General features: G+C 52.5%; 17 protein-coding genes and 10 pseudogenes. 6 read left to right on the top strand and 21 right to left on the bottom strand.

Features of this window, described 5'->3' with window-relative positions:
* Positions 1-138 precede the first annotated feature (138 nt).
* Genes potC through potA form a run of 3 tightly spaced genes read right to left on the bottom strand, consistent with a single transcriptional unit; the run spans position 139 to position 2,877 of the window.
* Positions 139-921, bottom strand: a complete 783-nt coding sequence (gene potC / locus AACL06_RS01940; protein WP_339037599.1) for a spermidine/putrescine ABC transporter permease PotC — start codon at positions 919-921, stop codon at positions 139-141.
* Complete coding sequence (potB, locus tag AACL06_RS01935; protein ID WP_339037597.1) at positions 918-1,778, bottom strand: spermidine/putrescine ABC transporter permease PotB; 861 nt, start codon at positions 1,776-1,778, stop codon at positions 918-920. The genes potC and potB overlap by 4 nt, the downstream gene beginning before the upstream one ends.
* Positions 1,762-2,877, bottom strand: coding sequence for a spermidine/putrescine ABC transporter ATP-binding protein PotA (gene potA, locus AACL06_RS01930; RefSeq protein ID WP_339037595.1), 1,116 nt, complete (start codon positions 2,875-2,877; stop codon positions 1,762-1,764). Before potA ends, potB begins: the two co-directional genes overlap by 17 nt.
* Before the next feature lie 232 nt (positions 2,878-3,109).
* Here potA and AACL06_RS01925 point away from each other — a divergent pair.
* Positions 3,110-3,378: pseudogene (locus AACL06_RS01925) on the top strand (hypothetical protein); the annotation flags it as partial.
* Here the strand turns inward: AACL06_RS01925 and AACL06_RS01920 are convergent.
* From AACL06_RS01920 to AACL06_RS01885, 9 genes and pseudogenes are all read right to left on the bottom strand, one after another.
* A pseudogene (locus tag AACL06_RS01920) lies at positions 3,319-3,642 on the bottom strand (winged helix domain-containing protein); the annotation flags it as partial. The pseudogenes AACL06_RS01925 and AACL06_RS01920 overlap by 60 nt on opposite strands.
* Before the next feature lie 12 nt (positions 3,643-3,654).
* A pseudogene (locus AACL06_RS10485) lies at positions 3,655-3,751 on the bottom strand (hypothetical protein); the annotation flags it as partial.
* Positions 3,748-4,419 (bottom strand): annotated as a pseudogene (gene phoP, locus AACL06_RS01915) (two-component system response regulator PhoP). The pseudogenes phoP and AACL06_RS10485, both read right to left, overlap by 4 nt.
* A gap of 420 nt (positions 4,420-4,839) precedes the next feature.
* Positions 4,840-6,216 carry an adenylosuccinate lyase gene (gene purB, locus AACL06_RS01910; protein WP_339037593.1) on the bottom strand — a complete coding sequence of 459 codons (1,377 nt, stop codon included), beginning with the start codon at positions 6,214-6,216 and terminating at the stop codon, positions 4,840-4,842.
* 22 nt (positions 6,217-6,238) lie between these two features.
* Positions 6,239-6,865, bottom strand: a complete 627-nt coding sequence (hflD, locus tag AACL06_RS01905) for a high frequency lysogenization protein HflD (protein ID WP_339037591.1) — start codon at positions 6,863-6,865, stop codon at positions 6,239-6,241.
* Positions 6,866-7,248: 383 nt separating this feature from the next.
* Positions 7,249-8,349: a tRNA 2-thiouridine(34) synthase MnmA gene (gene mnmA, locus AACL06_RS01900; RefSeq protein ID WP_339037589.1), complete on the bottom strand. Its 1,101-nt coding sequence runs from the start codon at positions 8,347-8,349 to the stop codon at positions 7,249-7,251.
* A gap of 142 nt (positions 8,350-8,491) precedes the next feature.
* Positions 8,492-8,755 (bottom strand): annotated as a pseudogene (locus AACL06_RS01895) (23S rRNA pseudouridylate synthase); the annotation flags it as partial.
* Between the two features lie 51 nt (positions 8,756-8,806).
* A pseudogene (locus AACL06_RS01890) lies at positions 8,807-9,706 on the bottom strand (IS5 family transposase).
* On the bottom strand, positions 9,639-9,800 hold the full coding sequence (locus tag AACL06_RS01885; RefSeq protein ID WP_339037587.1) for a hypothetical protein: 162 nt from the start codon (positions 9,798-9,800) through the stop codon (positions 9,639-9,641). Before AACL06_RS01885 ends, AACL06_RS01890 begins: the two are co-directional and overlap by 68 nt.
* A 106-nt stretch (positions 9,801-9,906) precedes the next feature.
* Here AACL06_RS01885 and AACL06_RS01880 point away from each other — a divergent pair, with 106 nt between their 5' ends.
* Both AACL06_RS01880 and yfbR read left to right on the top strand, forming a co-directional pair.
* Complete coding sequence (locus AACL06_RS01880; protein WP_339037585.1) at positions 9,907-11,121, top strand: pyridoxal phosphate-dependent aminotransferase; 1,215 nt, start codon at positions 9,907-9,909, stop codon at positions 11,119-11,121.
* 282 nt (positions 11,122-11,403) lie between these two features.
* On the top strand, positions 11,404-12,003 hold the full coding sequence (yfbR, locus tag AACL06_RS01875; protein WP_339037583.1) for a 5'-deoxynucleotidase: 600 nt from the start codon (positions 11,404-11,406) through the stop codon (positions 12,001-12,003).
* An 80-nt stretch (positions 12,004-12,083) separates the two neighbouring features.
* Here the strand turns inward: yfbR and yfbV are convergent, their stop codons facing one another.
* Positions 12,084-12,539: a terminus macrodomain insulation protein YfbV gene (yfbV, locus tag AACL06_RS01870; protein WP_339037581.1), complete on the bottom strand. Its 456-nt coding sequence runs from the start codon at positions 12,537-12,539 to the stop codon at positions 12,084-12,086.
* 344 nt (positions 12,540-12,883) lie between these two features.
* On the opposite strand from yfbV, the gene ackA reads away from it, so the two are divergent.
* Positions 12,884-14,086, top strand: coding sequence for an acetate kinase (ackA, locus tag AACL06_RS01865; protein ID WP_339037579.1), 1,203 nt, complete (start codon positions 12,884-12,886; stop codon positions 14,084-14,086).
* A 73-nt stretch (positions 14,087-14,159) separates the two neighbouring features.
* Positions 14,160-16,322: a phosphate acetyltransferase gene (gene pta / locus AACL06_RS01860; RefSeq protein ID WP_339037577.1), complete on the top strand. Its 2,163-nt coding sequence runs from the start codon at positions 14,160-14,162 to the stop codon at positions 16,320-16,322.
* Between the two features lie 52 nt (positions 16,323-16,374).
* On the opposite strand, the pseudogene AACL06_RS01855 reads toward pta, so the two are convergent.
* The 3 pseudogenes from AACL06_RS01855 to yfcD form a co-directional block, all read right to left on the bottom strand.
* A pseudogene (locus AACL06_RS01855) lies at positions 16,375-16,615 on the bottom strand (hypothetical protein); the annotation flags it as partial.
* Positions 16,616-16,619: 4 nt separating this feature from the next.
* A pseudogene (locus tag AACL06_RS10480) lies at positions 16,620-16,905 on the bottom strand (transketolase); the annotation flags it as partial.
* Between the two features lie 83 nt (positions 16,906-16,988).
* Positions 16,989-17,537, bottom strand: a pseudogene (gene yfcD, locus AACL06_RS01845) (NUDIX hydrolase YfcD).
* Between the two features lie 186 nt (positions 17,538-17,723).
* On the opposite strand from yfcD, the pseudogene AACL06_RS01840 reads away from it, so the two are divergent.
* A pseudogene (locus AACL06_RS01840) lies at positions 17,724-18,362 on the top strand (transposase); the annotation flags it as partial.
* A 149-nt stretch (positions 18,363-18,511) separates the two neighbouring features.
* Here AACL06_RS01840 and AACL06_RS01835 read toward each other — a convergent pair.
* From AACL06_RS01835 to folC, 5 genes are all read right to left on the bottom strand, one after another.
* Complete coding sequence (locus AACL06_RS01835; RefSeq protein ID WP_339037573.1) at positions 18,512-19,084, bottom strand: UbiX family flavin prenyltransferase; 573 nt, start codon at positions 19,082-19,084, stop codon at positions 18,512-18,514.
* Between the two features lie 120 nt (positions 19,085-19,204).
* Positions 19,205-20,722, bottom strand: a complete 1,518-nt coding sequence (gene purF / locus AACL06_RS01830) for an amidophosphoribosyltransferase (RefSeq protein WP_339037571.1) — start codon at positions 20,720-20,722, stop codon at positions 19,205-19,207.
* A gap of 21 nt (positions 20,723-20,743) precedes the next feature.
* Complete coding sequence (gene cvpA, locus AACL06_RS01825) at positions 20,744-21,244, bottom strand: colicin V production protein (protein ID WP_339037569.1); 501 nt, start codon at positions 21,242-21,244, stop codon at positions 20,744-20,746.
* 491 nt (positions 21,245-21,735) lie between these two features.
* Positions 21,736-22,362, bottom strand: a complete 627-nt coding sequence (dedD, locus tag AACL06_RS01820) for a cell division protein DedD (RefSeq protein ID WP_339037567.1) — start codon at positions 22,360-22,362, stop codon at positions 21,736-21,738.
* Positions 22,363-23,628: a bifunctional tetrahydrofolate synthase/dihydrofolate synthase gene (gene folC, locus AACL06_RS01815; protein WP_339038469.1), complete on the bottom strand. Its 1,266-nt coding sequence runs from the start codon at positions 23,626-23,628 to the stop codon at positions 22,363-22,365.
* Positions 23,629-23,661: the final 33 nt, after the last annotated feature.

The following is a 23,661-nucleotide window of genomic DNA, read 5'->3' as shown; positions in this document are numbered from 1 at the left end:
AAGTCGGTGCCACCGGGCTATGTAACGCTGGCGTACTTTTACTTGGTTTGCACGCCAACACAGCGGGATAGACGAGCAAGCGCAAACCACCACAGGGCGCTACTCATCCGACGTTTGGGTGCCGCAGCATCCAGAACATTATCGGATTTTAGGGCTGCGGTCATGCATCACCCATTGGCTGGCAATCACCAGAACCGAGGACAGCAGCAGCAGGATGGTGGCCAGGGCGTTGACCTCCGGCGACACACCGACCTTCACCATCGAATAGATCTTCAGCGGTAAGATCTCATAGCCAGGGCCGGTAACGAACGAAGAGACTACCACGTCATCCATGGATAAGGTGAAGCTCAGCAGCCAGCCAGACGCCACTGCTGGCATCGCCAGCGGTAGGATAATCTGGCGCAGGATGGTGACTTCGCCGGCACCGAGATCGCGTGCCGCTTCGAGCATTTTCACGTCAAACCCCTTTAGCCGGGAGTAGACGGTAACCACCACAAACGGTAGACAGAAGGTGATGTGTGAGAACAACAGAGACCAGAAACCGAGCGAAATCCCCAGCAGCATAAACAGAACCAGAAGGGAAATCGCCATCACAATATCTGGCGACATCATCACCACAAACAGCATGCCGTTTACAAAGGGTTTGCCGCGAAAACGGTAACGATACAGCGCCACTGCGGCCAGCGAGCCAATCAGTGCGGCGAAAGTAGCAGACAGTACCGCCATGGTTAACGATTGACCCGCCGCTTGTAGTAAGCTGTCGTTGTTGAACAAAATGCTGTACCAATGGGTGGTAAAACCCTGCCAACTGAAGCCAAAGCGCGAAGCGTTGAACGAGTTAACGATCAGGATAATAATCGGAACATACAAATAGGCGTAAACCAGGGCCATGAACCCACCGCGCAGCAGACGCATAATCATACCAGCCCCTCTTGCCTGTTCAGCAGTTGGGTGACCCGGTAATAAACCAGTAACAATAGCCCCATCGCCAGTGTTAAACAGATGCTGGTGGCCGCACCAAACGGCCAGTCGCGAATATTGAGGAACTGGCTTTTAATCACGTTACCGATCAGTAGGTTCTTGGACCCCCCCAGCAGATCCGCCACGTAGAATACGCCCATGGCTGGCAGCAGCACCAGCAGGAAACCAGCGATGATGCCTGGCATGGTCAGCGGCACTATGATGCGGATAAAAGTCTGTAGCTTGTTGGCACCGAGATCGCGCGCTGCCTCCAGACAGGGCTTGTCCAGCTTTTCAATGCTGGAGTAAAGCGGCAGCACCATAAACGGCAACAGAATATACACCAGCCCAAGGATCACTGCCCCTGAGGTGTACATGATACGCAGCGGTTGGTCGATCAGCCCGATGCTTAGCAGTGCATCGTTGAGGTAGCCACGGGAACTGAGGAACAGCTTTAGGCCGTAAACGCGGATTAGTGAGTTGGTCCAGAAGGGCACGACCAATAGAAATAATAACAGGGGTTGCAGCTTCTGCGGTAGGCGCGCCAAGATAAAGGCGAACGGATAACCGAGCGCAAGGCAGCACAAGGTGGCAATCAGCGCCATATTTAACGAATGCAACAGCACCTGCACATACAGCGGATCGAAGAGCCGACTGTAGTTGTTGAGCGTAAATACCCCCTGCACCAGATTAGCGTCGTCGCTGGTAAGAAAGCTGGTGCCAATAATGATCAGATTCGGCAAGAAGACGAACAACAATAGCCAAGCTACCACGCCGACGATCACTGCATTTTGGAAGACTTTACGCGATTTCTTCATCAGCTAGCACCACCTCCCAGCTTTCGACCCAAGTCACTGCCACCTTTTGGTTCAGCGAGCGGTTGATATCCGGATTGTCTCCGTTAAAGAATTCGCTGACCATTACCATCTTGCCGCTCTCTAGCTTGACCACTGATTCCAGTGTCATGCCTTTGTAGTTGCGCTCACGTACATAGCCGATCAGACCATCCTGCTGTGCACCGTCGTTCGCTGCCTCCACCTGTAGGTCTTCTGGGCGCAGCAATACCTTCAGCCGCTGGCCTGCTTCAACCGGCAGTTCGGCATAGATGTCGCACTCGCGACCTTCGACATCAGCACGTATCCGCCGTGGATCAAGGCGCTGCAATACCACGGCGTCAAAGGTGTTGATCTCGCCGATAAAGCGCGCGACGAACAGGTTCTTTGGCTCCTCGTAAATTTCGCGCGGTGTGCCGGCCTGCTCAATGCGGCCATCACGCATCACCACGATGCGGTCTGACAGGGTCAGCGCCTCTTCTTGATCATGGGTGACGAGCACGAAGGTTATGCCCAGTTTGCGCTGTAGTGCCTTCAGTTCGCTTTGCATTAGCTTGCGCAGTTTGTAGTCTAGCGCTGATAGCGACTCGTCCAACAGTAGCACCTTCGGTTTATTGACCACGGCACGGGCGATAGCCACACGCTGCTGCTGACCACCGGAAAGCTGGCCTGGACGGCGCTGGGCGAACTTATCTAATTGCACCATGCGTAGTGCCTCATTGACGCGGGGCGTCAGTTCGGCTGCCGGGATTTTCTGCATCCGCAAGCCAAAGGCGACGTTTTCAAACACCGTCATATGCGGGAACAGGGCGTAGCTTTGGAATACGGTATTGACGTGACGCTGCTCGGCGGGGATGGCGGTGATGTCTTGGTCATCAACCAGGATGCGTCCTTGATCGACAGTCTCCAATCCAGCGATCAAACGTAGCACTGTAGTTTTACCACAGCCGGAAGGGCCGACAATAGTAAGGAATTCACCGTGGTTAATTGTTAGGTTGAGATCGGCAATGATCGTTTTACCGTCGAACTCTTTGCTTAGGGCATGCAGTTCAATAAGAGGTATCAGAGAGGATTTCTCAGTCATTTATAATGTCACTCTATCCCGTGGTCTAATGCAGATAGAACCGCAACTGGAAAAGACTGCCGAAGCTTCTAGGGTTGCCCCAATGATTGAATGGAGCTTCAAAACCAGCAGTGCCAATAGAAAACTTTAGAGCGCGCATGATAGACTCTGTAAGACGGAATTGAAAGCCGTTCCGATTCAGTGTCGCTTGTTTTATCATGATGCGACAAATAATCCCAGCAATGCCAGCTTTATCGAACAGAGGGTAAAGCCGATCTGTGGTGGCACCAATGGCACCCAGTTGTCATTCTGTCCTGTCCAAATTTGTTTACCGGCGGTTACAATTGCCACGGTGTGTCACTGGTGGGGATGGAACACGCAGTGGCACTATATCCCATAAGCACCAGCACCTACGGTACTACCCTGAAAACTGACAGTGCCGTCACCTTCTCAGTGCTAGGATCAGTGGATGAAATACCAATATCCGCTGTTTACCAACATGGCCAGCAGCCCCATAAATGACGGATCGTCCACTGCTTCGCCAAGCAAGGCTGCATCAACACTGAAGTTATGGCACAAAGCATCTACTGCTGGCAAGTGCTCGGTGTCAATCACTTCACCATTGATGAAAGATTGACCGCCGATGAGCAGTACACGCAGGCCACCTAATCGCTGAAGCGATTCACCTTGTTGCAGCAATTGGCAAATTTCACTGATTTGATGGGGTGGTTCCAGTGGTGCTATATCCAACTCGTGGCGTGACTGAGAGATAAACTCGCCTAACCATTGCTAGAAGCAGTAAGACAGAGACAATGCTAGGATCACACCAGCAGTTGCCATTAAAAAGCGCGCACAATGAAAACGGTTTTATATCCTCATTAAGCGTACTGCTCATTTTACATCAAAGCGATAGTCTTGGCGACGCACAGTAGTGATCACGTCCTGCGGATATTCTGCCTGTACTTTTTTGCGCAGGCGACCCATCAGCACATCGATGGTATGGCTCTCGCGCAATTCGGCGTCCGGGTACAGTTGTAGCATCAACGAATCTTTGCTGACCACTTTGCCGGCATTGCGGATCAGCGTCTCAATAATGGTGTATTCAAAGGCAGTCAATTTGATGTTATGCTCATTAACACTCAGCTCGCGGCGCGACAGATCGATCTGGAACGGCGGCAGCACAATAATCTGTGAGGCCAAGCCGCTGTTACTGCGTATTAACGCCTGAATGCGAGCGATCACTTCTTCTAAATGAAACTGCTTGGTGACATAGTCGTCAGCACCGGCCTCTAGCACTGCCACTTTGTCCTGCCAGATTTCGCGCGCGGTCAGAACCAGAATCGGCAATTTCATTTGGTGAGCGCGCCAGCGTCGGATCAGGCTAAGGCCGTCTTCGCCTGGCAGTCCAAGATCGACAATGGCAATATCTGGCGCGTGTTCTTGCAGGAAGTAATCGGCTTATTTTGCGTATTCAGCAGCATCAACCTGATGACCCATTTCACGCATCTGAACGGAAAGGTGGTGGCATAATAAACCATTATCTTCGACAACGCGTATTCGCACGGTGAACTCCTATAGATGTTCTGGTGAACAGGCCTGGCACCCACGTTATAAAAGGTAACACGCTTTCTAGCGAACGCGCACGGGCACCTTATCCATTCGAAGTTATGGTAGATATAGCCCGTTTTGTTCCCAAGGTAAGCGGAAAAAACGTTATTGATTTTTGATCTGACTTATTATCGGCAACGGCTGATAAACGCTGAATAAACAGTTCTGGTGCAAAGTTTAATAAAACATAAACTCAGCATTTCATCCAAAGGTGTATTTGAGAGCAGGATTTTTGCAGATAGCCAAGGGATGACGGGCATGCCTGAAGTGTAGGGCAAGTTGAACTATCGGCATAAAAAATCCGGAAACCAACAAGGTTTCTGGATAATTTTACTGCCACTGGTTCCAACTTATATTAGCTCGGTGGTTACCTGTTTATCGCGCATTTAGCTCGTTGACCAAGGTAGCGGCACGGCCGATATAGTTGGCTGGTGTTATCGCCTTCAGGCGGGTTTTTTCTTCTTCCGGCAATGCCAGAGCATCGATAAATGCCTGCATGCCAGCTGCATCCACGCGCTTACCACGAGTCAGCTCTTTCAGTTTCTCATAGGGCTTTTCGATTCCGTAGCGGCGCATCACAGTCTGGATCGGCTCGGCCAGCACTTCCCAGTTGTGATCCAATTCGTTGAGCAGGTGCGCCTGATTTACTTCCAGCTTACTGATGCCTTTCATGGTCGCCTGATATGCGATCAGCGCATAGCCCAGGCCAACGCCGAGGTTACGCAGCACGGTGGAATCGGTCAAGTCGCGCTGCCAGCGGGAAACGGGCAGTTTGCTGGCCAAATGGCCCAGTACTGCATTGGCCAGGCCCAGGTTACCTTCGGAGTTTTCGAAGTCAATCGGATTGACTTTGTGCGGCATGGTGGAGGAACCGATCTCACCGGCGATAGTTTTCTGCGTAAAGTGGTTCAGGGCGATGTAGCCCCAAATATCGCGGTCAAAGTCGATCAAAATGGTATTAAAGCGTGCCACGCAGTCGAACAGTTCAGCTATATAGTCGTGCGGCTCTATCTGGGTGGTGTATGGGTTCCAGGTTATGCCCAAAGAAGTGACGAAGGTTTCGCTGAACAAGTGCCAGTCCACATCCGGGTAGGCAACGATATGGGCGTTGTAGTTTCCGACCGCGCCGTTGATTTTACCCATGATCTCCAAATGTGCCAACTGACAAAACTGGCGTTCCATACGGTAGGCCACATTAGCGAACTCTTTACCGACGGTAGATGGGGTAGCCGGCTGACCATGGGTGCGAGACAGTAAAGGAATGTAGCGATATTCCAGTGCCAGGCTTTTCATCGCGTCAATGATTTTTCGCCAACAAGGCAGCACAACATCCTGACGCGCGGTTTGCAGCATCAGCGCGTGCGACAGGTTATTGATATCTTCTGAGGTGCAGGCGAAGTGGATGAATTCGGATACTGCATGCAGACCAGGGATCGCCGCAAATTTCTCCTTCAGGAAATACTCGACCGCTTTAACATCGTGGTTGGTGGTGCGCTCGATGGTCTTAATACGCTGCGCGTCTTCTTCGCTGAATTCCCCGACAATTTTGTCGAGGAAAGCATTGGTGTTGGTATTAAAAGCGGGAACTTCCTTGATTTCTGCACAGGCGGCCAGTTTTTGCAGCCAACGTACTTCTACCTGCACACGGAATTTTAGCAGACCGTATTCGCTGAAAACGGTGCGCAGGGCGCTGACTTTATCACCGTAGCGTCCATCAACGGGTGAAATGGCTGTCAGTGAGGATAATTCCATCGGTAGCAACTCCTGGGATCTATTAACAATCAGCAATGATATTTTGTGCCTGCTTGATCAGACGATGACGGGAAAACATGAGCTGCAGGCGGCTACCGCCAACCTGTTGCCACAACACGGCTGCGCGGATGCCCGCCAGCAGGACGGCGCGAACCTTGGACTGCACCTGTGGATTCTGCAAGATCGCCGACGAACCGATAACCTGAATGCGCTGACCGAGCGGGCTGACCACATCGACATACATGCTAGCCAGCGCGCTGATGATCGTATCTGACTCAAGGTCAAAATGTTCCAACTGGCGATCGAGCTGGCTGAGACGATCGCCAAGGGTTTGCATTGCCTGCTTATTGGCTTGGAGCTTGCGTTCCAACACCATCAGGCTGAGGGTGTAGCGGGTCAGTTCAGCACCCGCTCCTTTATTACTGGCGTTGAGTAAGCCCATCAGCGTTTCAAGGCCGACCTTAAGTTTGCGCTCTTCGCCGCCGAATACTGCTAACGTGGAAGGGGAGTCCATTTGTAGCAGGCTACTCAGGGAGGTATGAAATGCTTCGTGATCATATTGCCCTTGGTTCGCCAACTGCTGAACCAGCCGTGCTGACTGGCTAATTCCAGCTATCGCCAGCGTGATGTTATAATAATTCTTCGCCACGGCTACTCCTGTAAACACGGTTAATGGTACATGGCTTACTCTATAAAATTATTTGTATCGAAAGGGTGACGGCAGTGGCTACAATTCGGTGATGATCAGCCATGGCTGTAACAACAACGATGACAACAAATGTTACAGATCATGCCACAAAATCAGCGCTAAACCCAGTGCCTAGTACGCCGACGCTAAGGCAGAGCTGCCGTGTGACGTAGAGCAGCGCAAAAAGCCGGCATGCTCTGGCGGAGGACACAGGCATATTGTGGTGGTCAGTTCTTCTCGCACTGATCGTGTCGGAACTATTAGAGCTTGCGCCTGATTGGGTAACTCAACATTTTAAATAAAGGCGTTCATGGGCTGCGGTGATTGCAGCACCTGACCCTTTTTTACGTCAGACGTTGTTCGATAATTCCGCCTCCAATGCAGATTTCTCCCTGATAGAACACGGCAGATTGGCCTGGAGTCACGGCAGCTACCGGCTCGTCGAATCGCACTTCGATGAGCTTATCGTCAAGTGGTGTAACGCGGCAGAGGATGTCCTGCTGGCGATAGCGGGTTTTCACTGTGCAACGGAATGGCTCACTGCGTAGCATGCGATCAACCCAATGCAGTTGTTGCGCGATTAGGCCAGCGGACATCAAACGCCGGTGGTCATGCCCCTGCGCGACGACCAGCATATTGTTGGCCACATCTTTGTCCACCACGTACCACGGCTCCTCGCTGCTGTCTTTCATGCCACCGATGCCTAGCCCTTTGCGCTGGCCCAGGGTGTGATACATCAGCCCCTTGTGCTTGCCGACGGTCTGGCCATCAACGCTGACGATTAAGCCTGGCTGAGCGGGCAGATAACGCCCTAGAAAGTCGCGGAACTTGCGCTCGCCAATAAAGCAAATGCCGGTAGAGTCCTTCTTCTTGGCAGTGACCAGCGCCAACTGCTCGGCGATGCGGCGCACTTGCGGTTTTTCCAGCTCACCGACCGGGAAAAGGCTTTGCGCCACCTGCTCGTGGCTCAGCGTGTACAGGAAGTAACTTTGGTCTTTGTTACTGTCGATACCGCGCAGCAGGCGGCATTTACCGTCCACATCCTGGTGGCGCACGTAGTGGCCGGTGGCAATAAAGTCAGCCCCTAGATTTTCTGCAGCGAATTCCAGGAAGGCTTTAAATTTGATCTCTTTATTACACAAAATATCTGGGTTAGGTGTGCGACCTGCTTGGTACTCTTCCAGGAACAGTTCAAACACGTTGTCCCAGTATTCCGCTGCGAAGTTCACCGTATGCAGCTTGATACCCAGCTTGTCACATACCGCTTGCGCATCGGCTAAATCGGCGGCTGCTGAGCAGTATTCTTCATCATCGTCCTCTTCCCAATTTTTCATAAACAGACCAGCGACCTGATAGCCCTGCTGCTGTAATAAATAGGCAGTAACGGAAGAATCGACGCCGCCGGAGATGCCGACGATGACTTTTTTCTGGCTGTTGTCTGACATGGGGGTCTCATGAGCCGGCAGATAAAAATAAGCAAAAAATCATATCACGTCGGGCATGTGGGCGCACGGCCATTAATAGGGAATCAAGATTTTTTCATTCACCGGGTTGCAGCTCACCTAATGAAAGGTTGCCCATACTTTAGCGAATCAGGCGCAGGGTAGGGAAACCGATATGTGCCGTGATGCGGCGTATTTGACGGTTTCAGCCTTCGAACAGGGTGATTTTCAGCCAAGTGGTGGGGATTGATTTGTGTTCGCGGATCGGTGGATTGCGCGGCCACATCCATTGCGGTTAGTCCACCTGTTCCACTATAGCGGGCAAGGTGGGGCCATCTTTTAAGGTGACGCCGTGGCGCAACGGTGCCAGATCGTGATTTTGCGGCACGTCTTCTATCTGCACGAAGTGGCTTTGTTGAATAAATCGGATTTGGAATAGAGTCCCGTGAATGGGTAGCTTTCAGGCAAGGCGTACACTTTCTGGCATACCGGCGAGCGGCATCTTGTTTAATGCACAGATCATGGCCAGCGCCTCTGCAACTTGCCCATCATAATCTCGCAGCGACAGGTGACCAAATAGCTATTTTACTCTGTACCTCGCTGTTGCCGCTATCGAACGTCGGTGGTAGCCTGTGATACTTTTCCACCGTGTGTTGTCTCCGGTAACGCGCTGGTTCGCCACCGCTTGATTTTGCTCTGCATAGTCTGCCGACCAATAACGGGCTCCGCTGCTGGGCGGTATTAACGCCTTGAGCTTCTTGCCCCTTAACTCATCATCACACACTCGCGTATCCTAAGCCCGATCCGCCGAGGCGACTTTGATGTTACGGTACCTCTGGCGGATAAGACCTGGGAAGGCTTCGGTATCGGTGACATTGCTCAAGGAAAGGTCAGCACAGATGACCTCATGTGTTTCTGTATCTACGGCCAAATGCAGTTTTCGCCAGATCCGCCGTTTTTCCTGACCATGTTTTTTTGCCATCCACTCCCCTTCACCCAACACGTTGAGCCCGCTAGAGTCGATAACGAGGTGCGCAATTTCACCTGGCGTTGGTGTTTTAAACGGGACATGGCCGGACTTCGCCCGCTTACTGATGCAGGTGTCGTCCGGGCAGTTCAACAGCACTTTAATCAGTGTGACAATGGAGTCGACGAAGCCCTGGAGGGCGCGAAGTGTCAGGCCGAAAATCCGTTTCAGCATCAATACGCTGGTGATTGCCATATCGGAATAATGTGGTGTGCGACCACGCAGAGAAGGTTTTGCCTCGCAGTACCAGGCGTGAAGTGCCGTTTCATCCCCCCAGCAAGTGAGTGAACCCCGAGTGATAAGGGCGTTGTTGTAAGCCTTCCAGTTGGTGATGTTGAACTTTTGCTGGGCCACGGAATGTCGCTATGTTGACAGAAGGAGAGTGATCTGATCCGCGTCCCAGCCAAAAGTTGGATTTATTCAACAACGCCGTTCAACGCTTCAAAAACATCAGCGTCAGTAGTACATTAGGTGGTTTGCGCTGTTCCACAGTAACAACGCCTTATCCCAGTAAGTAAAAGGTTCTACTTCCTATGTCACCTATTGAGAAATCCAGCAAATTAGACAACGTCTGTTATGACATTCGTGGCCAGGTGCTCAAAGAAGCTAAACGTCTTGAGGAAGAAGGCAATAATGTACTGAAACTGAACATCGGTAATCCTGCCCCGTTCGGCTTCGATGCTCCGGACGAAATCCTAGTTGATGTGTTGCGCAATCTGCCTACTGCGCAAGGTTATTGTGATTCCAAAGGGCTTTTTTCGGCACGTAAGGCGATCATGCAGCACTACAAAGCGCGCAATATGCATGACGTTACTGTTGAAGATATCTACATTGGCAACGGCGTATCCGAGTTGATCGTCCAATCCATGCAGGCGCTGCTCAACACTGGTGATGAAATGCTGGTGCCAGCACCCGATTACCCACTGTGGACCGCAGCAGTGTCGCTGTCTGGTGGCAAGGCGTTACATTACTTATGTGACGAGCAGGCCGGTTGGTTCCCGGATTTGGACGACATCATAAGCAAGATCACACCACGCACCCGTGGCATTGTGATCATCAACCCGAATAACCCAACCGGCGCAGTCTATAGCAAAGCCTTGCTGGAGCAGATCGTCGAGATCGCCCGTCTGCATAATCTGCTCATCTTTTCCGACGAGATTTACGACAAAATCCTGTATGACGAGGCTGAGCACCATTCGATCGCCGCGCTGGCACCCGATCTGCTGACTGTTACTTTTAACGGCTTGTCGAAGACTTATCGCGTGGCAGGCTTTCGCCAAGGTTGGATGGTGCTTAACGGGCCGAAGAAACAGGCTAAGGGTTACATCGAAGGGTTGGAAATGCTGGCCTCAATGCGCCTGTGCGCCAACGTGCCGATGCAACATGCTATCCAGACCGCGCTGGGTGGCTACCAAAGCATCAGCAAATTCATTCAGCCCGGCGGTCGGCTATATGAACAACGCAACCGCACCTGGGAAATGCTCAACGATATCCCCGGAGTCTCCTGCGTGAAACCACAAGGTGCGTTGTACCTGTTCCCGCGCATCGACACCAAACATTTCAACATCCACGACGACCAAAAAATGGTGCTTGACCTGCTGCTGCAAGAAAAGGTGCTTTTGGTGCAAGGCAGCGCATTCAATTGGCCGTATCCAGACCACCTGCGCATCGTCATGCTACCCCGCGTGGATGAGTTAGAAATGGCGATCGGCAAATTAAGCCATTTCCTGGAAAACTACCGGCAGTAAAAACGAGCACACTCTGGCAATGGCTGAAATACTTCGAGACGCATCTAGGCGGCCACTGAGCAACAAATCGGTTTGGAACGGATTTGAACAGCGCTGGCTCGTAAAATGAGCCTTAAGAATGAGGCGTATTATCCCCAGAAGCATAAATAACTCCTTGACCAGGGAGATAAATCTGTCGAGAGAAAACTTGAACGCGGCGTGCAGTGTGAAGGATATTTGCATAACCCGCCAGCACTGCTCACAATGACACCTTCACATTTGCCGTTGTAGATAGAGACAATCATGAGCCAGAGCCATTTCTTTGCCCACCTGTTCCGCTTGAAACTGATCAACCGCTGGCCGCTGATGCACAACGTGCGTACCGAGAACGTTTCCGAGCACAGCCTACAGGTGGCTTTTGTCGCCCACGCGCTAGCGGTAATCAAGAACCGCAAATTCAATGGCAACCTGAACACTGATCGCGTGGCATTGTTGGCGATGTACCACGATGCCAGTGAAGTGATCACCGGTGACATGCCGACACCGATCAAGTACCACAATCCGCAGATCGCTCACGAGTACAAGAAAATCGAAAAAATAGCCCAACAGAAGTTGCTTGATATGATCCCGGTAGAACTGCGTGATGATTTCCGTTTGATTCTCGATGAGCATTACTACAATGAAGATGAAAAGCTGGTGGTGAAACAAGCCGACGCGCTGAGTGCCTACCTAAAGTGCCTGGAGGAGCTGTACGCCGGCAATAATGAATTCACGCTGGGCAAGACGCGGTTGGACAAAATCTTACAGCGGCGCCGTAGCCCAGAGATGGACTATTTTATGGAGGTGTTTATCCCAGGCTTTAGCATGTCGCTGGAAGAAATTAGCCTCGATTCCTTGCTATAACTCCATCGGCGCGGCTCTCATGGTACCTGCCAAAATCTAACAACCAAAGTGTAATCGCCATCGTTGCAACTTTTTTACGCTTACAGATCGTCGAGGAAAGTTTTATCCAGTTGCTTGAAGGCACGTTTCAGCAAATCTGCCAGAGCCTGATAGGTAGGTGTCCCTTCAGTCGGAACTCCCCCCTGGCCTGATGCCTCCAGCTTGTTGCGCACATCAATGAACCACTGCAACAGCATCGGTGGCAATGGCGTGAGCGAGCGGCGGCCCAGCCACCACAACCCCTGCATCGGCAGAACACAGGCGAACAGCGCGGTGGCGATCGCCGTGCCGAGCTGGCCACCCAACGCGATCTGCCAGGTCAAAGTAAATATCGCCAAGGGCGGCATAAAACGAATAGCAAAACGGGTGGTGCGTGCCACGCGATGCTCAGGAAAGACCGGAGCCAGGCGTTTGTCTGACGGCCAGGTTTTCATATAATGCTGCCCGCACAGGAAGACCTGGAACCAGCTTACAGAACCGGTTTGTTTGCTTGTCATTACGTACCTCCACTTCATCTAAAGTGCTACACAAGCCTAAAGATTTGAATCTTTAAAATTTATTTTGTGTTTACGGCAGGCTATCGGTATCCTAGACAGGCATTTTGACCATCAAAGATGATAAAAATTTTGTCACCCTTTAGCATTATAAAAATCAATTTTATCTAAGCCACAGTAAAATAATCGGTTTTTCATCATCTTGTAATCTTTTCCCATTACATGAGGCTAATTATCCATGTTGATGGCTGTAAGCGCTACGCAGTTGCCTGATTGGCAAATAATTTGCCGTGTGTTCTTGGTTTTCCTTTAACGACACAAACTCAACTACTTAAGTAGGTACTTCCATGTCGAGTAAGCTAGTACTGGTTCTTAACTGTGGCAGTTCTTCCCTGAAGTTCGCCATTATCGATGCTGCTAGCGGTGAAGAGTTCCTTTCCGGTTTGGCTGAGTGTTTCCAACTGCCTGAATCACGTATAAAGTGGAAAATTGACGGCGCAAAACACCAAGCTGACCTGGGTGCTGGTGCTGCGCACAGCGAAGCGCTGAACTTCATTGTTAGCACTATTCTGGCACAAAAACCGGCGCTTTCCGCGCAGTTGACCGCTATCGGCCACCGCATCGTACACGGCGGCGAGAAATTTACCACATCGGCCATCATCAACGACGATGTGCTACAGGGTATCAAAGATTCTGTACCGTTTGCACCTTTGCATAACCCAGCGCACTTGATCGGTATCGCAGAAGCTTTCCAATCTTTTCCTCAACTGGCTGATAAAAACGTTGCCGTGTTCGACACTGCGTTCCATCAAACCATGCCGGAAACATCCTATCTTTACGCCCTGCCGTACAGCCTGTACCGTGATCACGGTGTTCGCCGCTACGGTGCACACGGCACTAGCCACTTCTACGTGACACAAGAAGCTGCGAAAATGCTGAACAAACCAGTGGAAGAAGTAAACGTGATCACCTGCCATCTGGGTAACGGCGGTTCTGTCACCGCAGTGCGCAACGGCCAGTGCGTTGACACGTCAATGGGTTTGACCCCGCTGGAAGGTCTGGTGATGGGCACCCGCAGCGGTGACATCGATCCGGCGATCATCTTCCACCTGCACGCCACTCCGGGCATGAGCATCGACCAGATCAACAAAATGCTCACTAAAGAGTCCGGCCTGTTGGGCCTGACTGGCATCACTAGCGACTGCCGTTATATGGAAGACAACTATGACAGTAAAGCCGATGCTAAGCGCGCAATGGATGTTTTCTGTCACCGCCTAGCCAAATACATCGGTGCCTACAGCGCCCTGATGGACGGGCGTCTCGACGCGGTGATCTTCACCGGCGGCATCGGCGAAAACTCCAGTAAAGTGCGTGAACTGACCCTCGGTAAACTGGGCCTATTGTGCTTTGAAATCGATCATGAACGCAATATCGCAGCCCGCTTCGGCAAGTCTGGCACCATCACCAAAGACGGCAGCCGTCTGGCGCTGGTTATCCCGACTAACGAAGAACGGGTCATCGCGCAGGACGCTTTTCGTCTGACCATGTAATGCGTTCAAGTCCTGTCAGCCCAGGCGGACAGGGTTATTTCAGCCTCATGTTAACTGTGAAGAGAACTGTTCTGTGTCACGTACAATAATGTTGATCCCCACTGGCACCAGCGTTGGTTTGACCAGCGTCAGTTTAGGTGTCATTCGTTCTATGGAACAGAAAGGCATTCGCCTGAGCGTGTTCAAACCTATCGCCCAACCCCGTGCTGGAGACGATCTCCTGGATCAAACCACTACCGTCATCCGCAGCCATTCCCCCATCCCAGCGGCCGAACCGCTGCGCATAAGCTATGTTGAACGCTTGCTGAGTGCCAACCAGCAGGATGTTCTGATGGAAGAGCTTGTGGCTCGCTACCACGAGAGCGCCAAAGACGCGGAAGTGGTATTGATCGAAGGGCTGGTGCCAACCCGTAAACACCAGTTCGCCAACGCGTTAAACTACGAAATCGCCAAGACACTGAATGCAGAAATCGTCTTCGTGCTGGCGCTGGGCAACGACTCCCCAACGCAATTGAAAGAACGTATCGAACTGGCACGCAGCAGCTTTGGTGGCAGTAAAAACAAGAACATTACCGGCGTGATCATCAATAAACTTAACGCCCCGGTTGACGAGCAAGGTGACACCCGCCCTGACTTGTCCGAAATCTTTGACGACTCCCCCAAAGCCAGCATTACCCATCTCGATCTTACACAGTTGTTCGCTAACAGCCCGTTACCGGTGCTAGGCTGCGTGCCATGGAGCTTCGACCTGATCGCTACGCGCGCTATCGACATGGCCCGTCACCTGAAGGCACGTGTGATCAACACAGGCGATATAATGACCCGCCGCGTGAAATCCGTGACCTTCTGTGCACGCAGCCTTCCGCACATGCTGGAACACTTGCGCCCGGGTTCCCTGTTAGTCACCTCAGCAGACCATCCCGACGTACTGGTTTCCGCCTGTCTGGCAGCAATGAACGGCGTGGAAATCGGCGCTATTCTGCTCACTGGCGGCTATGCCATCGACGAGCTGATCAAGCAGCTGTGCGAACGCGCCTTTGAAACTGGCCTGCCAGTCTTTATGGTCGATACCAATACCTGGCAAACTTCGCTCAACCTGCAAAGTTTCAACCTCGAAGTGCCGTCTGACGACTATCAGCGCATTGAGAAAGTGCAGAACTATATTGCCAGCCACATCAATGCTGTGTGGATCGAATCGCTGTCCGCTGCCTCCGAGCGCTCACGCCGCCTTTCTCCCCCGGCGTTCCGCTACGAGCTGACCGAACTGGCACGCCAAGCGGGTAAACGCATCGTGCTGCCGGAAGGCGATGAACCACGCACTGTGAAAGCAGCCATCATCTGTGCCGAACGGGGCATTGCAAAATGTGTGCTTCTAGGCAAACCGGACGAGATCCAGCGCGTGGCTACGGCACAAGGCATTGAACTGGGCAAAGGTATCGAGATCGTCGATCCCGTCGCCGTGCGTGAAAACTATGTGCCGCGTTTGGTTGAACTACGTAAAAGCAAGGGCATGACCGAAGTGGTTGCACGTGAGCAGTTGGAAGACAACGTGACGCTCGGCACCCTGATGCTGGATAAGGGCGAAGTCGATGGCTTGGTATCTGGCGCGGTTCACACCACCGCCAACACCATCCGTCCGCCGTTGCAACTGATCAAAACCGCACCAGGCAGCTCGCTGGTATCCTCCGTATTTTTCATGCTGTTGCCTGATCAGGTACTGGTGTACGGCGACTGTGCCATCAACCCAGACCCGACCGCCGAGCAACTATCTGAAATTGCTATTCAGTCAGCGGACTCTGCCGCCGCCTTCGGCATTGAACCGCGCGTAGCGATGATCTCCTACTCCACCGGCAATTCTGGCGCGGGTAGCGATGTGGAGAAAGTCCGCGAAGCGACCCGTTTGGCGCAGGAAAAACGCCCTGATTTGATCATCGACGGCCCGTTGCAATACGATGCTGCCATCATGGCCGATGTAGCGAAATCCAAGGCACCGAATTCACCGGTTGCTGGCCAGGCTACCGTGTTCATCTTCCCGGATCTAAATACTGGCAACACCACTTACAAAGCGGTACAACATTCTGCCGATCTGGTGTCTATCGGGCCAATGTTGCAAGGTATGCGTAAACCGGTGAACGACCTATCGCGTGGTGCATTGGTAGACGATATCGTTTACACCGTGGCGCTGACGGCGATCCAGTCTTCCCAGGCTGACGCTGCGGCCGACAAGGCCCGGTAACCGTAAGGCTATTAGCTAAAAAAACGTCGTTCACTGACCGGCGTTTTCCTTTTCAGCCCGCTCGGCGCAGCAGTGGGTTGGCAGCGTCCAGAATATGCTCGGCGCTCAGGCCGTATTCTTGTTGCAGCAAAACCTAGGTGCCCACCTGGCCGTAACTCTCTTCCCCCCACCCAGCGCATTTGTACTGGGCATTCCTCCGCCAGCGTATCTGCCATCATGATGCCGTTGGCGATCAACGTGATGTCATTCCCATCGCCCAGCAGGTTGCCCTTGCCGATGGTGCATTTCCTACCGCATCTACGGCCTCAGGCACAGGTGATGGGAATTCTGTGGGTTTTCCTGACAGGCCACGCCCGGCCTCTTGATACTGTCGAGAATGACCACCAATGGCCGCTGCTCGCCGCTGCGCATCGGCGAAACTGCATCGCGCAATGCGGCGATGTCGTTACCCTTGGATAGTCTGTGCCTAAAAGCCGAAAGCACGGAATTTGGCGGGTAGGTCAAACGGTTTGATCACGTCGTCCAACAGGACATCCAACTGCTGCTCGTTGTCATCGATAAACAACGTCAGGTTATTCAGGCTTTAATACGCAGGAAGTGAAACAAGATTATGGACTGGCTCTATTGGGTCATTGATCGGCTTTTTATATTCAGCATCACGCGAAGTCAGGCGTTTTCATCTACATCGTGTCGCGGTTTGCCATAGCCCTGTTCGTTGTTGCGCGTCAGCCACAGCGACAGCGCCTTCAGCAAATCCGGCGTGAACTCGTCGCAACGGGCAGTGATCTCTTCCGGCGTCAGCCAGCTCACTTCAGCCACTTCTTCTGCGTGCAACGCAAAAGGCCCGTGCGATACACAACTGAACAGCGCACCCCATACTCGGTACTGCTGTTCTTCAAAGTAAAACAGACCGTGCTCGGCGAAGGGTACACCTAGCTCTTCCTCGGCTTCGCGGCGCGCTGAATCCAGCACATTATCACCGCTCTGCACTACACCACCGGCAGTGGCATCCAACTAACCTGGATAGACGTCCTTGATATAGGTGCGATGCTGCACCAGGATTTTTCCCATACCATTATGCACCACAATATAAGTAGCACGATGGCGCAGCCGTTCAGCCCTCACCTGTTAAATACTGGATTGAGCAATCACCTCGTTTTGCTCGTCGACGATATCAACCCACTCGGTATTTGCAGCCTGAACCTGTTCCGCCATCCTCTAAAACCTTTTATTTTTATGCGCGGTGCATCCGGCGCGCTGGTTAATCAATGCGTGCTTTTCAAAGAGTTTTATTGTGTATAAATTAGTGCGTTAACATCCCCTCGGCGTTGTTGAATAAATCGAACTTTTGGCCGGCACGCGGATCCGATCACTCTCCTTCTGTCAAAATAGCGACATTCCGTGGCCCAGCAAAAGTTCAACATCACCAACTGGAAGGCTTATAACAACGCCATTATCACTCTGGGTTCACTCACTTTCTCGGTGGATGAAACGGTGGTAATGCGAGGCAAAACCTTCTCTATGGCAATCACCAGCGTATTGATGCTGAAACGGATTTTCGGCCTGACACTGCGCGCCTTCCAGGGCTTCGTCGACTCCATTGTCACACTGATCAAAGTGCCGTTGAACTGCCCGGACGATACCTGCATCAGTAAGCGGGCAAAATCCGGCCATGTCCCGTTTAAAACCGCAACGCCGGGTGAAATTGCGCACCTCGTTATCGACTCTAGCGGGCTCAACGTGTTGGGTGAAGGGGAGTAGAAGGTAAAAAAACACGGTCAGGAAATCGGAGCCCGTTATTGGTCAGCAGACTATGCAGAGCGAAATCAAGCGGTGGCGAACCAGCGCGTTACCGGAGACAACACACGGTGGAAAAGTATCACAGGCTACCACCGACGTTCGATAGCGGCAACAGCGAGGTACAGAGTAAAACAGCTATTTGGTGGTCACCTGTCGCTGCGAGATTATGATGGGCAAGTTGCAGAGGCGCTGGCCATGATCTGTGCATTAAACAAGATGACGCTCGCCGGTATGCCTGAAAGATGCCCATTCACGGGACTCTTTATTCCAAATCCGATTTATTCAACAAAGCCTCTGCGCTATGCTGATTCGGTTTCCATGACCATGAGCCACCGCAAGAAGTGACGTCACGCAGTGGGGCAACATAGGCCCATTTGCCGATAACTCTGCTAGTAGGGGTCTTCCCAGCGGGTAAAAAGATCTACTGGCAATGCAATGCCAAACTGATCGATAACCCGATTGACGGTCTGATCAATGATGTCATCCACGCTTTTCGGCAAGTTGTAAAACGCTGGCACCGGCGGCATAATCACCCCACCCATTTCCGCCGCCTGAATCATCAAGCGCAGGTGACCAAGGTGCAGCGGCGTTTCCCGCACGCATAACACCAACGGTCGGCGTTCTTTCAATATCACATCGGCGGCGCGGATTAGCAGGCCATTGCTATAGCTGTTGACGATACCAGACAGGGTTTTGATCGAGCAGGGCAAAATCACCATGCCCAGCGTTTTGAACGAACCGGAGGAGATACTGGCGGCGATGTCGCGTGCATCGTGCACCACATCAGCCAGCGCCTGCACTTCACGCAAGCTCAGCGAGGTTTCCAGCGCCAGTGTCTGTCGCGCCGCATTACTTATCACCAAATGGGTTTCCACTTCCGCGACATCATGTAATGCCTGCAACAGGCGCACGCCGTATATCGCGCCGCTGGCACCGGAAATACCGATGATAAGTCGTTTCATAAAGTAGATCTCTGCTTTGGAAATATAAGCTCAGTCAGACTTTGCCGCAATGTCGAGGGATAAGCAAGCCAGAGAAGGACGATGCACCGCGACGAACGCCGCAGTGCACCAAGATAGCACTTAGTCCTCGTTATGGATTTCCAGATTTTCCGCTTCGCTCTGCCCACATAGCGCTTTAGCATCGTCGTTGCGTAGCGACGACAAATACTCCAGATAGCTCTGGTCAACATCTTTAGTGACATAGATGCCGTCAAACACCGAGCATTCGAACTGGGCGATATCCGGGTTCTCGTCACGCACCGCTTCAATTAGATCAGCCAAATTTTGGAAGATCAAATCGTCAGCACCAATGATCTGGCGTATTTCATCCACTTCACGGCCATGGGCGATCAGTTCGTTCACGCTCGGCATGTCAATGCCGTAAACATTGGGGAAGCGGATTTCTGGCGCGGCGGAGGCCAAGTACACCCGCTTAGCACCGGCATCACGCGCCATCTCAACGATCTGCTCTGAGGTGGTGCCGCGCACGATAGAGTCATCCACTAGCAGCACATTTTTATCACGGAACTCGGCACGGTTGGAGTTTAGCTTACGGCGCACTGACTGGCGACGAACCTGCTGGCCCGGCATGATGAAGGTGCGTCCTACATAGCGGTTTTTTACGAAACCCTGGCGATAAGGTTTGTCCAGGATGCGGGCAATCTCCAGTGCGATGTCGCAAGAGGTTTCCGGGATCGGGATCACCACGTCAATGTCCAGATCTTCCCACTCACTAGCGATTTTCTCGCCCAGCTTCTGCCCCATACGTACGCGGGCGCTGTAGACCGAAATTTTGTCCATAAAGGAGTCAGGACGGGCGAAATAGACATACTCAAACAGGCATAGATGGGTTTTCGGGTTTTCCGCGCACTGACGGGTGAACAATTGACCTTTCTCAGTGATGTAGACGGCCTCACCCGGTGCCACATCGCGCAGAAATTTAAAACCCAGCGTATCCAGCGCCGCGCTTTCAGAAGCCACCATATACTCGTTAAAACCATCTTCAAGCTGGCGTTTGCCCAGCACTAGCGGACGGATGCCGTTCGGGTCGCGGAACGCCAACAAGCCGTGGCCGATGATCATCGCCACACAGGCATAAGCGCCGCGTAGTTGCTGGTGCATGGTGGCCACAGCACTGAAAATATTGTCGGCCCCTAAAGGATAATGCGTGAAATGATCCAGCTCGCTAGCAAGCACGTTCAGCAGGATCTCGGAATCGGAGGTGGTGTTGACGTGGCGGCGACCCCCCTCAAACAGCTTATGACGCAATTCATGGGCGTTAGTCAGGTTGCCATTGTGTGCCAGCGTAATGCCAAACGGTGAGTTCACGTAGAAAGGTTGAGCCTCCGAGGCACTGGAACTTCCAGCCGTTGGGTAACGCACATGGCCAATACCTATGTTGCCCTGTAAACGCTGCATATGACGTGCCTCGAACACATCTTTCACCAAACCGTTTGCTTTACGCAGACGGAACCCGTTTCGGGCATCAATGGTGACGATGCCTGCAGCATCTTGACCACGGTGCTGGAGCACCGTCAGCGCATCATAAATCGACTGGTTAACCGGTGTAAAACCGGCGATACCGACAATACCGCACATGCTGTTTTTTCCTCTAAGCCGCTACCGCCCCGGTAAATGGGCCGGTAAGAAACTCGACGTGCTTTGCAGGTAGTCAAAGAACCACCTGATGATATAACTAAATTGAGGGATAAGCTGCGACTGTTTCCAATCTGTGCTTTGCGATAAGCAGGTAAAGGTATCCAGGAAGAACAGGATCGCTGCAACGATCAGCACGCCACGCAGTGCGCCGAAACAGATGCCCAACACCCGGTCAGTACCTGATAACCTAGTTTTCTCTACCAGCGAGCTAATCACATAGTTACCCATTGCACAAATGATCAGCGTCGCGATAAACAAAATGACGATCGCGATACCGTTTCGCACCAGTTCATCTTCAAAACGAGTGAGGTAAACCGCAAGGTAAGAGTAGAAATGGCTGGCAACGAAAAACGTACATCCCCATGTTAGCAGTGATAATGCTTCGAGAACAAACCCTCGGATCAGGCTCACCAGAGCCGAAAATCCAATCAGCGCTATAATGACGTAATCAATCCAGACCATGAACTATCCCAATGATGAATCGCCCTTGCTCCCTTTAGCTTTCCAGCGGCAGCCCTCAACTTACTCCCCGCCCCAGCGCCAGGGAACTGTTTAGTGACTACCTTGAGGCAACTTGAAATCTATCAGGCGCATTCAATTTGCGGCGAATTCTAACAGAAAAAGAAAACGTTTTCGTAGGGAATTTCCCGCCACGTTATAAATAAAAATAGTCTATAAGGGCGTGTTCTAGCACCGCATTAAGAGAATACTGTTAAACCACGAACCGCTCGATCACCATGCAACTTCTCGGCGGACGCTCCCACTTCGCCTGCCAAAACCAACTCGTTAGAGATCGGGCATATTGATACGCTCATTTTTTAAGGGTTTCGACAATGTCAAGCTATTCTATGTCAGCCGTCACGCCTTTCACGCCCTCAGCGTCTTTCACCCTATAACTTAAGCCGCCTTCAAATGCCCGCCAGCTGTGCTCGCGGGCAATGGCGGGACATCGACTAACGCACGCTATACGGCTTTACCAGCCCACTTAACCCGCTGATTGCATTCAGCGCCGACAAAGAAGACTGTAGCTTTTGCTTCGAGGAATCTGGGCCAACGTAAATACGCGTGAGTTGCCCCTGAACCAGTGTCGATGGCACGGTAAAGACGCGATAGCCAGACAAACGCAGCGAAGTGACGATCTCGTCCACCCTGGAAGTATTTTTCAGCGCACCGAGTTGCACAACATAAGCTTGTCCAACCGGGGCCTGCTCTTTCACCGATTTCTGCACAGAAGCAGGTTTAGGTTTCGGCATTAGGTCAGGTTTCACCCCTGGTTTCACATCGACCGGTGTCGGCGGTGGCGTGTTTTGGTGCCCCGCCTGCTGAACCTCTGCCTCAGGGGCTACCTGATGTTCAACTAAAGCCTCTGCCCCCTCTGGTGGCTGCGCGAGCAACGGCTGAGTGACTGGCAGCAGCATGGTGTTTTCTTCCACTTCTCCCGGCTTTGGCACCAATGGGATCGCCTCGAACTCATCCTCATAATATTTTTTTTTGCCATCCAACAGCCCTGGCAGGATGATGACACCCAGCGCGACCAAAATTACGGTGCCAACCAGTCGGTTCTGAAATTTACTTGCCACTCACACTCCTCGCCTCTCGTCTAATGCCACCATTACCTGTGCCACGGTATAGAACGATCCACAGACGATAACAATATCTTGTTTATCAGCATCCTGCATAGCCTGCCGCCAAGCGGTTTCAACATCGATAAACTGGCGCGGATGCATCAAATGCTGTGCCAGCAATTCAGCGCGAGCACCGCGCGGCTCGTCAAGCGGCGCGCAATACCATTCATCCACCTGCGCGCGCAGGCAGGCCAACGTGTCGGCGATGTCTTTGTCCGACAGCATAGCGACCACAGCACGCACCTTGCCGCCGTTGCGCGGCAGCTTCGCCAGACGTCCAGCCAGATAGCTAGCAGCGTGCGGGTTATGCGCCACATCAAGGATCAGTCTGGGCTCTTGGCACACAAGTTGAAAACGGCCAGGCAGCATCGCCTGCTGTAGCCCGGCATGGATTGCCCGATGGTCGATGTCCAGCGAGGAATAGCTCAGCGTCGCCAGTGCGGTAGCGGCATTGACCAGCGGCACATTCGGCATTGGCAAACCAGCCAGCAGCGTTTTGCCACCTTGCCACTGCCAGTGCTCGCCTTGTTCACTATAACTCCAGGCCACCCCGTTGCGGTAAAGTGGTGCGCCCAGTGCCTCGGCCACCTGCTGGATACTCGCTGGCATGTCCGCTTCGCCCACCACGACCGGTTTGCCACTACGGAAAATACCTGCCTTCTCGCTGCCGATACTTTCCCGGTCGTTGCCCAACCAATCAGTATGCTCCAACGCAATGCTGGTGATCACCGCCACGCTCGGTTCGACGATATTAGTGGCGTCCAAGCGCCCACCCAGACCGACCTCAAGGATCACCACATCCAGCCGTGCCTGCTTAAACAGATGCAATGCAGACAGAGTACCAAATTCAAAATAGGTCAGTGAGGTTTCGCTACGACCGTTCTCAATAGCAGCAAAGGAGTGGCTAAATTCCGCCTCGTTCAGTTCTTCACCCAGGATGCGTACCCGCTCGGTATAGCGCACCAGATGCGGCGAACTGTAAACGCCAACACGTAGGCCAGCGGCCAACAGTATGGCTTCTAGTGTGCGACAGGTGGTACCCTTGCCGTTGGTGCCAGCAACGGTGAATACCGTTGCTGCGGGAGTCAATAACTCAAGATGCGCCGCAACGCGTTGCACACGTTCCAAGCCGAGTTCGATCGCCTGGCCGTGCAGATGTTCCAGATAGTAAAGCCACTCGTTCAATGGCGATGTGGCTTGGGGAATTGGGTGGTTTTGCATGAGTGCCATCGCTGGACTTGGTTCATTAATTCT

The sequence above is a fragment of the Serratia symbiotica (Periphyllus acericola) genome (assembly GCF_964019515.1).
GTDB classification, from domain to species: domain Bacteria; phylum Pseudomonadota; class Gammaproteobacteria; order Enterobacterales; family Enterobacteriaceae; genus Serratia; species Serratia symbiotica_D.
The sequence above is the reverse complement of the archived record's forward strand: the minus strand, read 5'-3'. Positions and strand labels throughout refer to the sequence as shown.

Bases quoted from the DNA above. Each gene is read 5' to 3' on its own strand.
- potC (WP_339037599.1), bottom strand. From the start codon at position 921: ATGATTATGCGTCTGCTGCGCGGTGGGTTCATGGCCCTGGTTTACGCC.
- potB (WP_339037597.1), bottom strand. From the start codon at position 1,778: ATGAAGAAATCGCGTAAAGTCTTCCAAAATGCAGTGATCGTCGGCGTG.
- potA (WP_339037595.1), bottom strand. From the start codon at position 2,877: ATGACTGAGAAATCCTCTCTGATACCTCTTATTGAACTGCATGCCCTA.
- purB (WP_339037593.1), bottom strand. From the start codon at position 6,216: ATGGAATTATCCTCACTGACAGCCATTTCACCCGTTGATGGACGCTAC.
- mnmA (WP_339037589.1), bottom strand. From the start codon at position 8,349: ATGTCAGACAACAGCCAGAAAAAAGTCATCGTCGGCATCTCCGGCGGC.
- AACL06_RS01880 (WP_339037585.1), top strand. From the start codon at position 9,907: ATGTCACCTATTGAGAAATCCAGCAAATTAGACAACGTCTGTTATGAC.
- yfbR (WP_339037583.1), top strand. From the start codon at position 11,404: ATGAGCCAGAGCCATTTCTTTGCCCACCTGTTCCGCTTGAAACTGATC.
- yfbV (WP_339037581.1), bottom strand. From the start codon at position 12,539: ATGACAAGCAAACAAACCGGTTCTGTAAGCTGGTTCCAGGTCTTCCTG.
- ackA (WP_339037579.1), top strand. From the start codon at position 12,884: ATGTCGAGTAAGCTAGTACTGGTTCTTAACTGTGGCAGTTCTTCCCTG.
- AACL06_RS01835 (WP_339037573.1), bottom strand. From the start codon at position 19,084: ATGAAACGACTTATCATCGGTATTTCCGGTGCCAGCGGCGCGATATAC.
- purF (WP_339037571.1), bottom strand. From the start codon at position 20,722: ATGTGCGGTATTGTCGGTATCGCCGGTTTTACACCGGTTAACCAGTCG.
- cvpA (WP_339037569.1), bottom strand. From the start codon at position 21,244: ATGGTCTGGATTGATTACGTCATTATAGCGCTGATTGGATTTTCGGCT.
- folC (WP_339038469.1), bottom strand. From the start codon at position 23,628: ATGCAAAACCACCCAATTCCCCAAGCCACATCGCCATTGAACGAGTGG.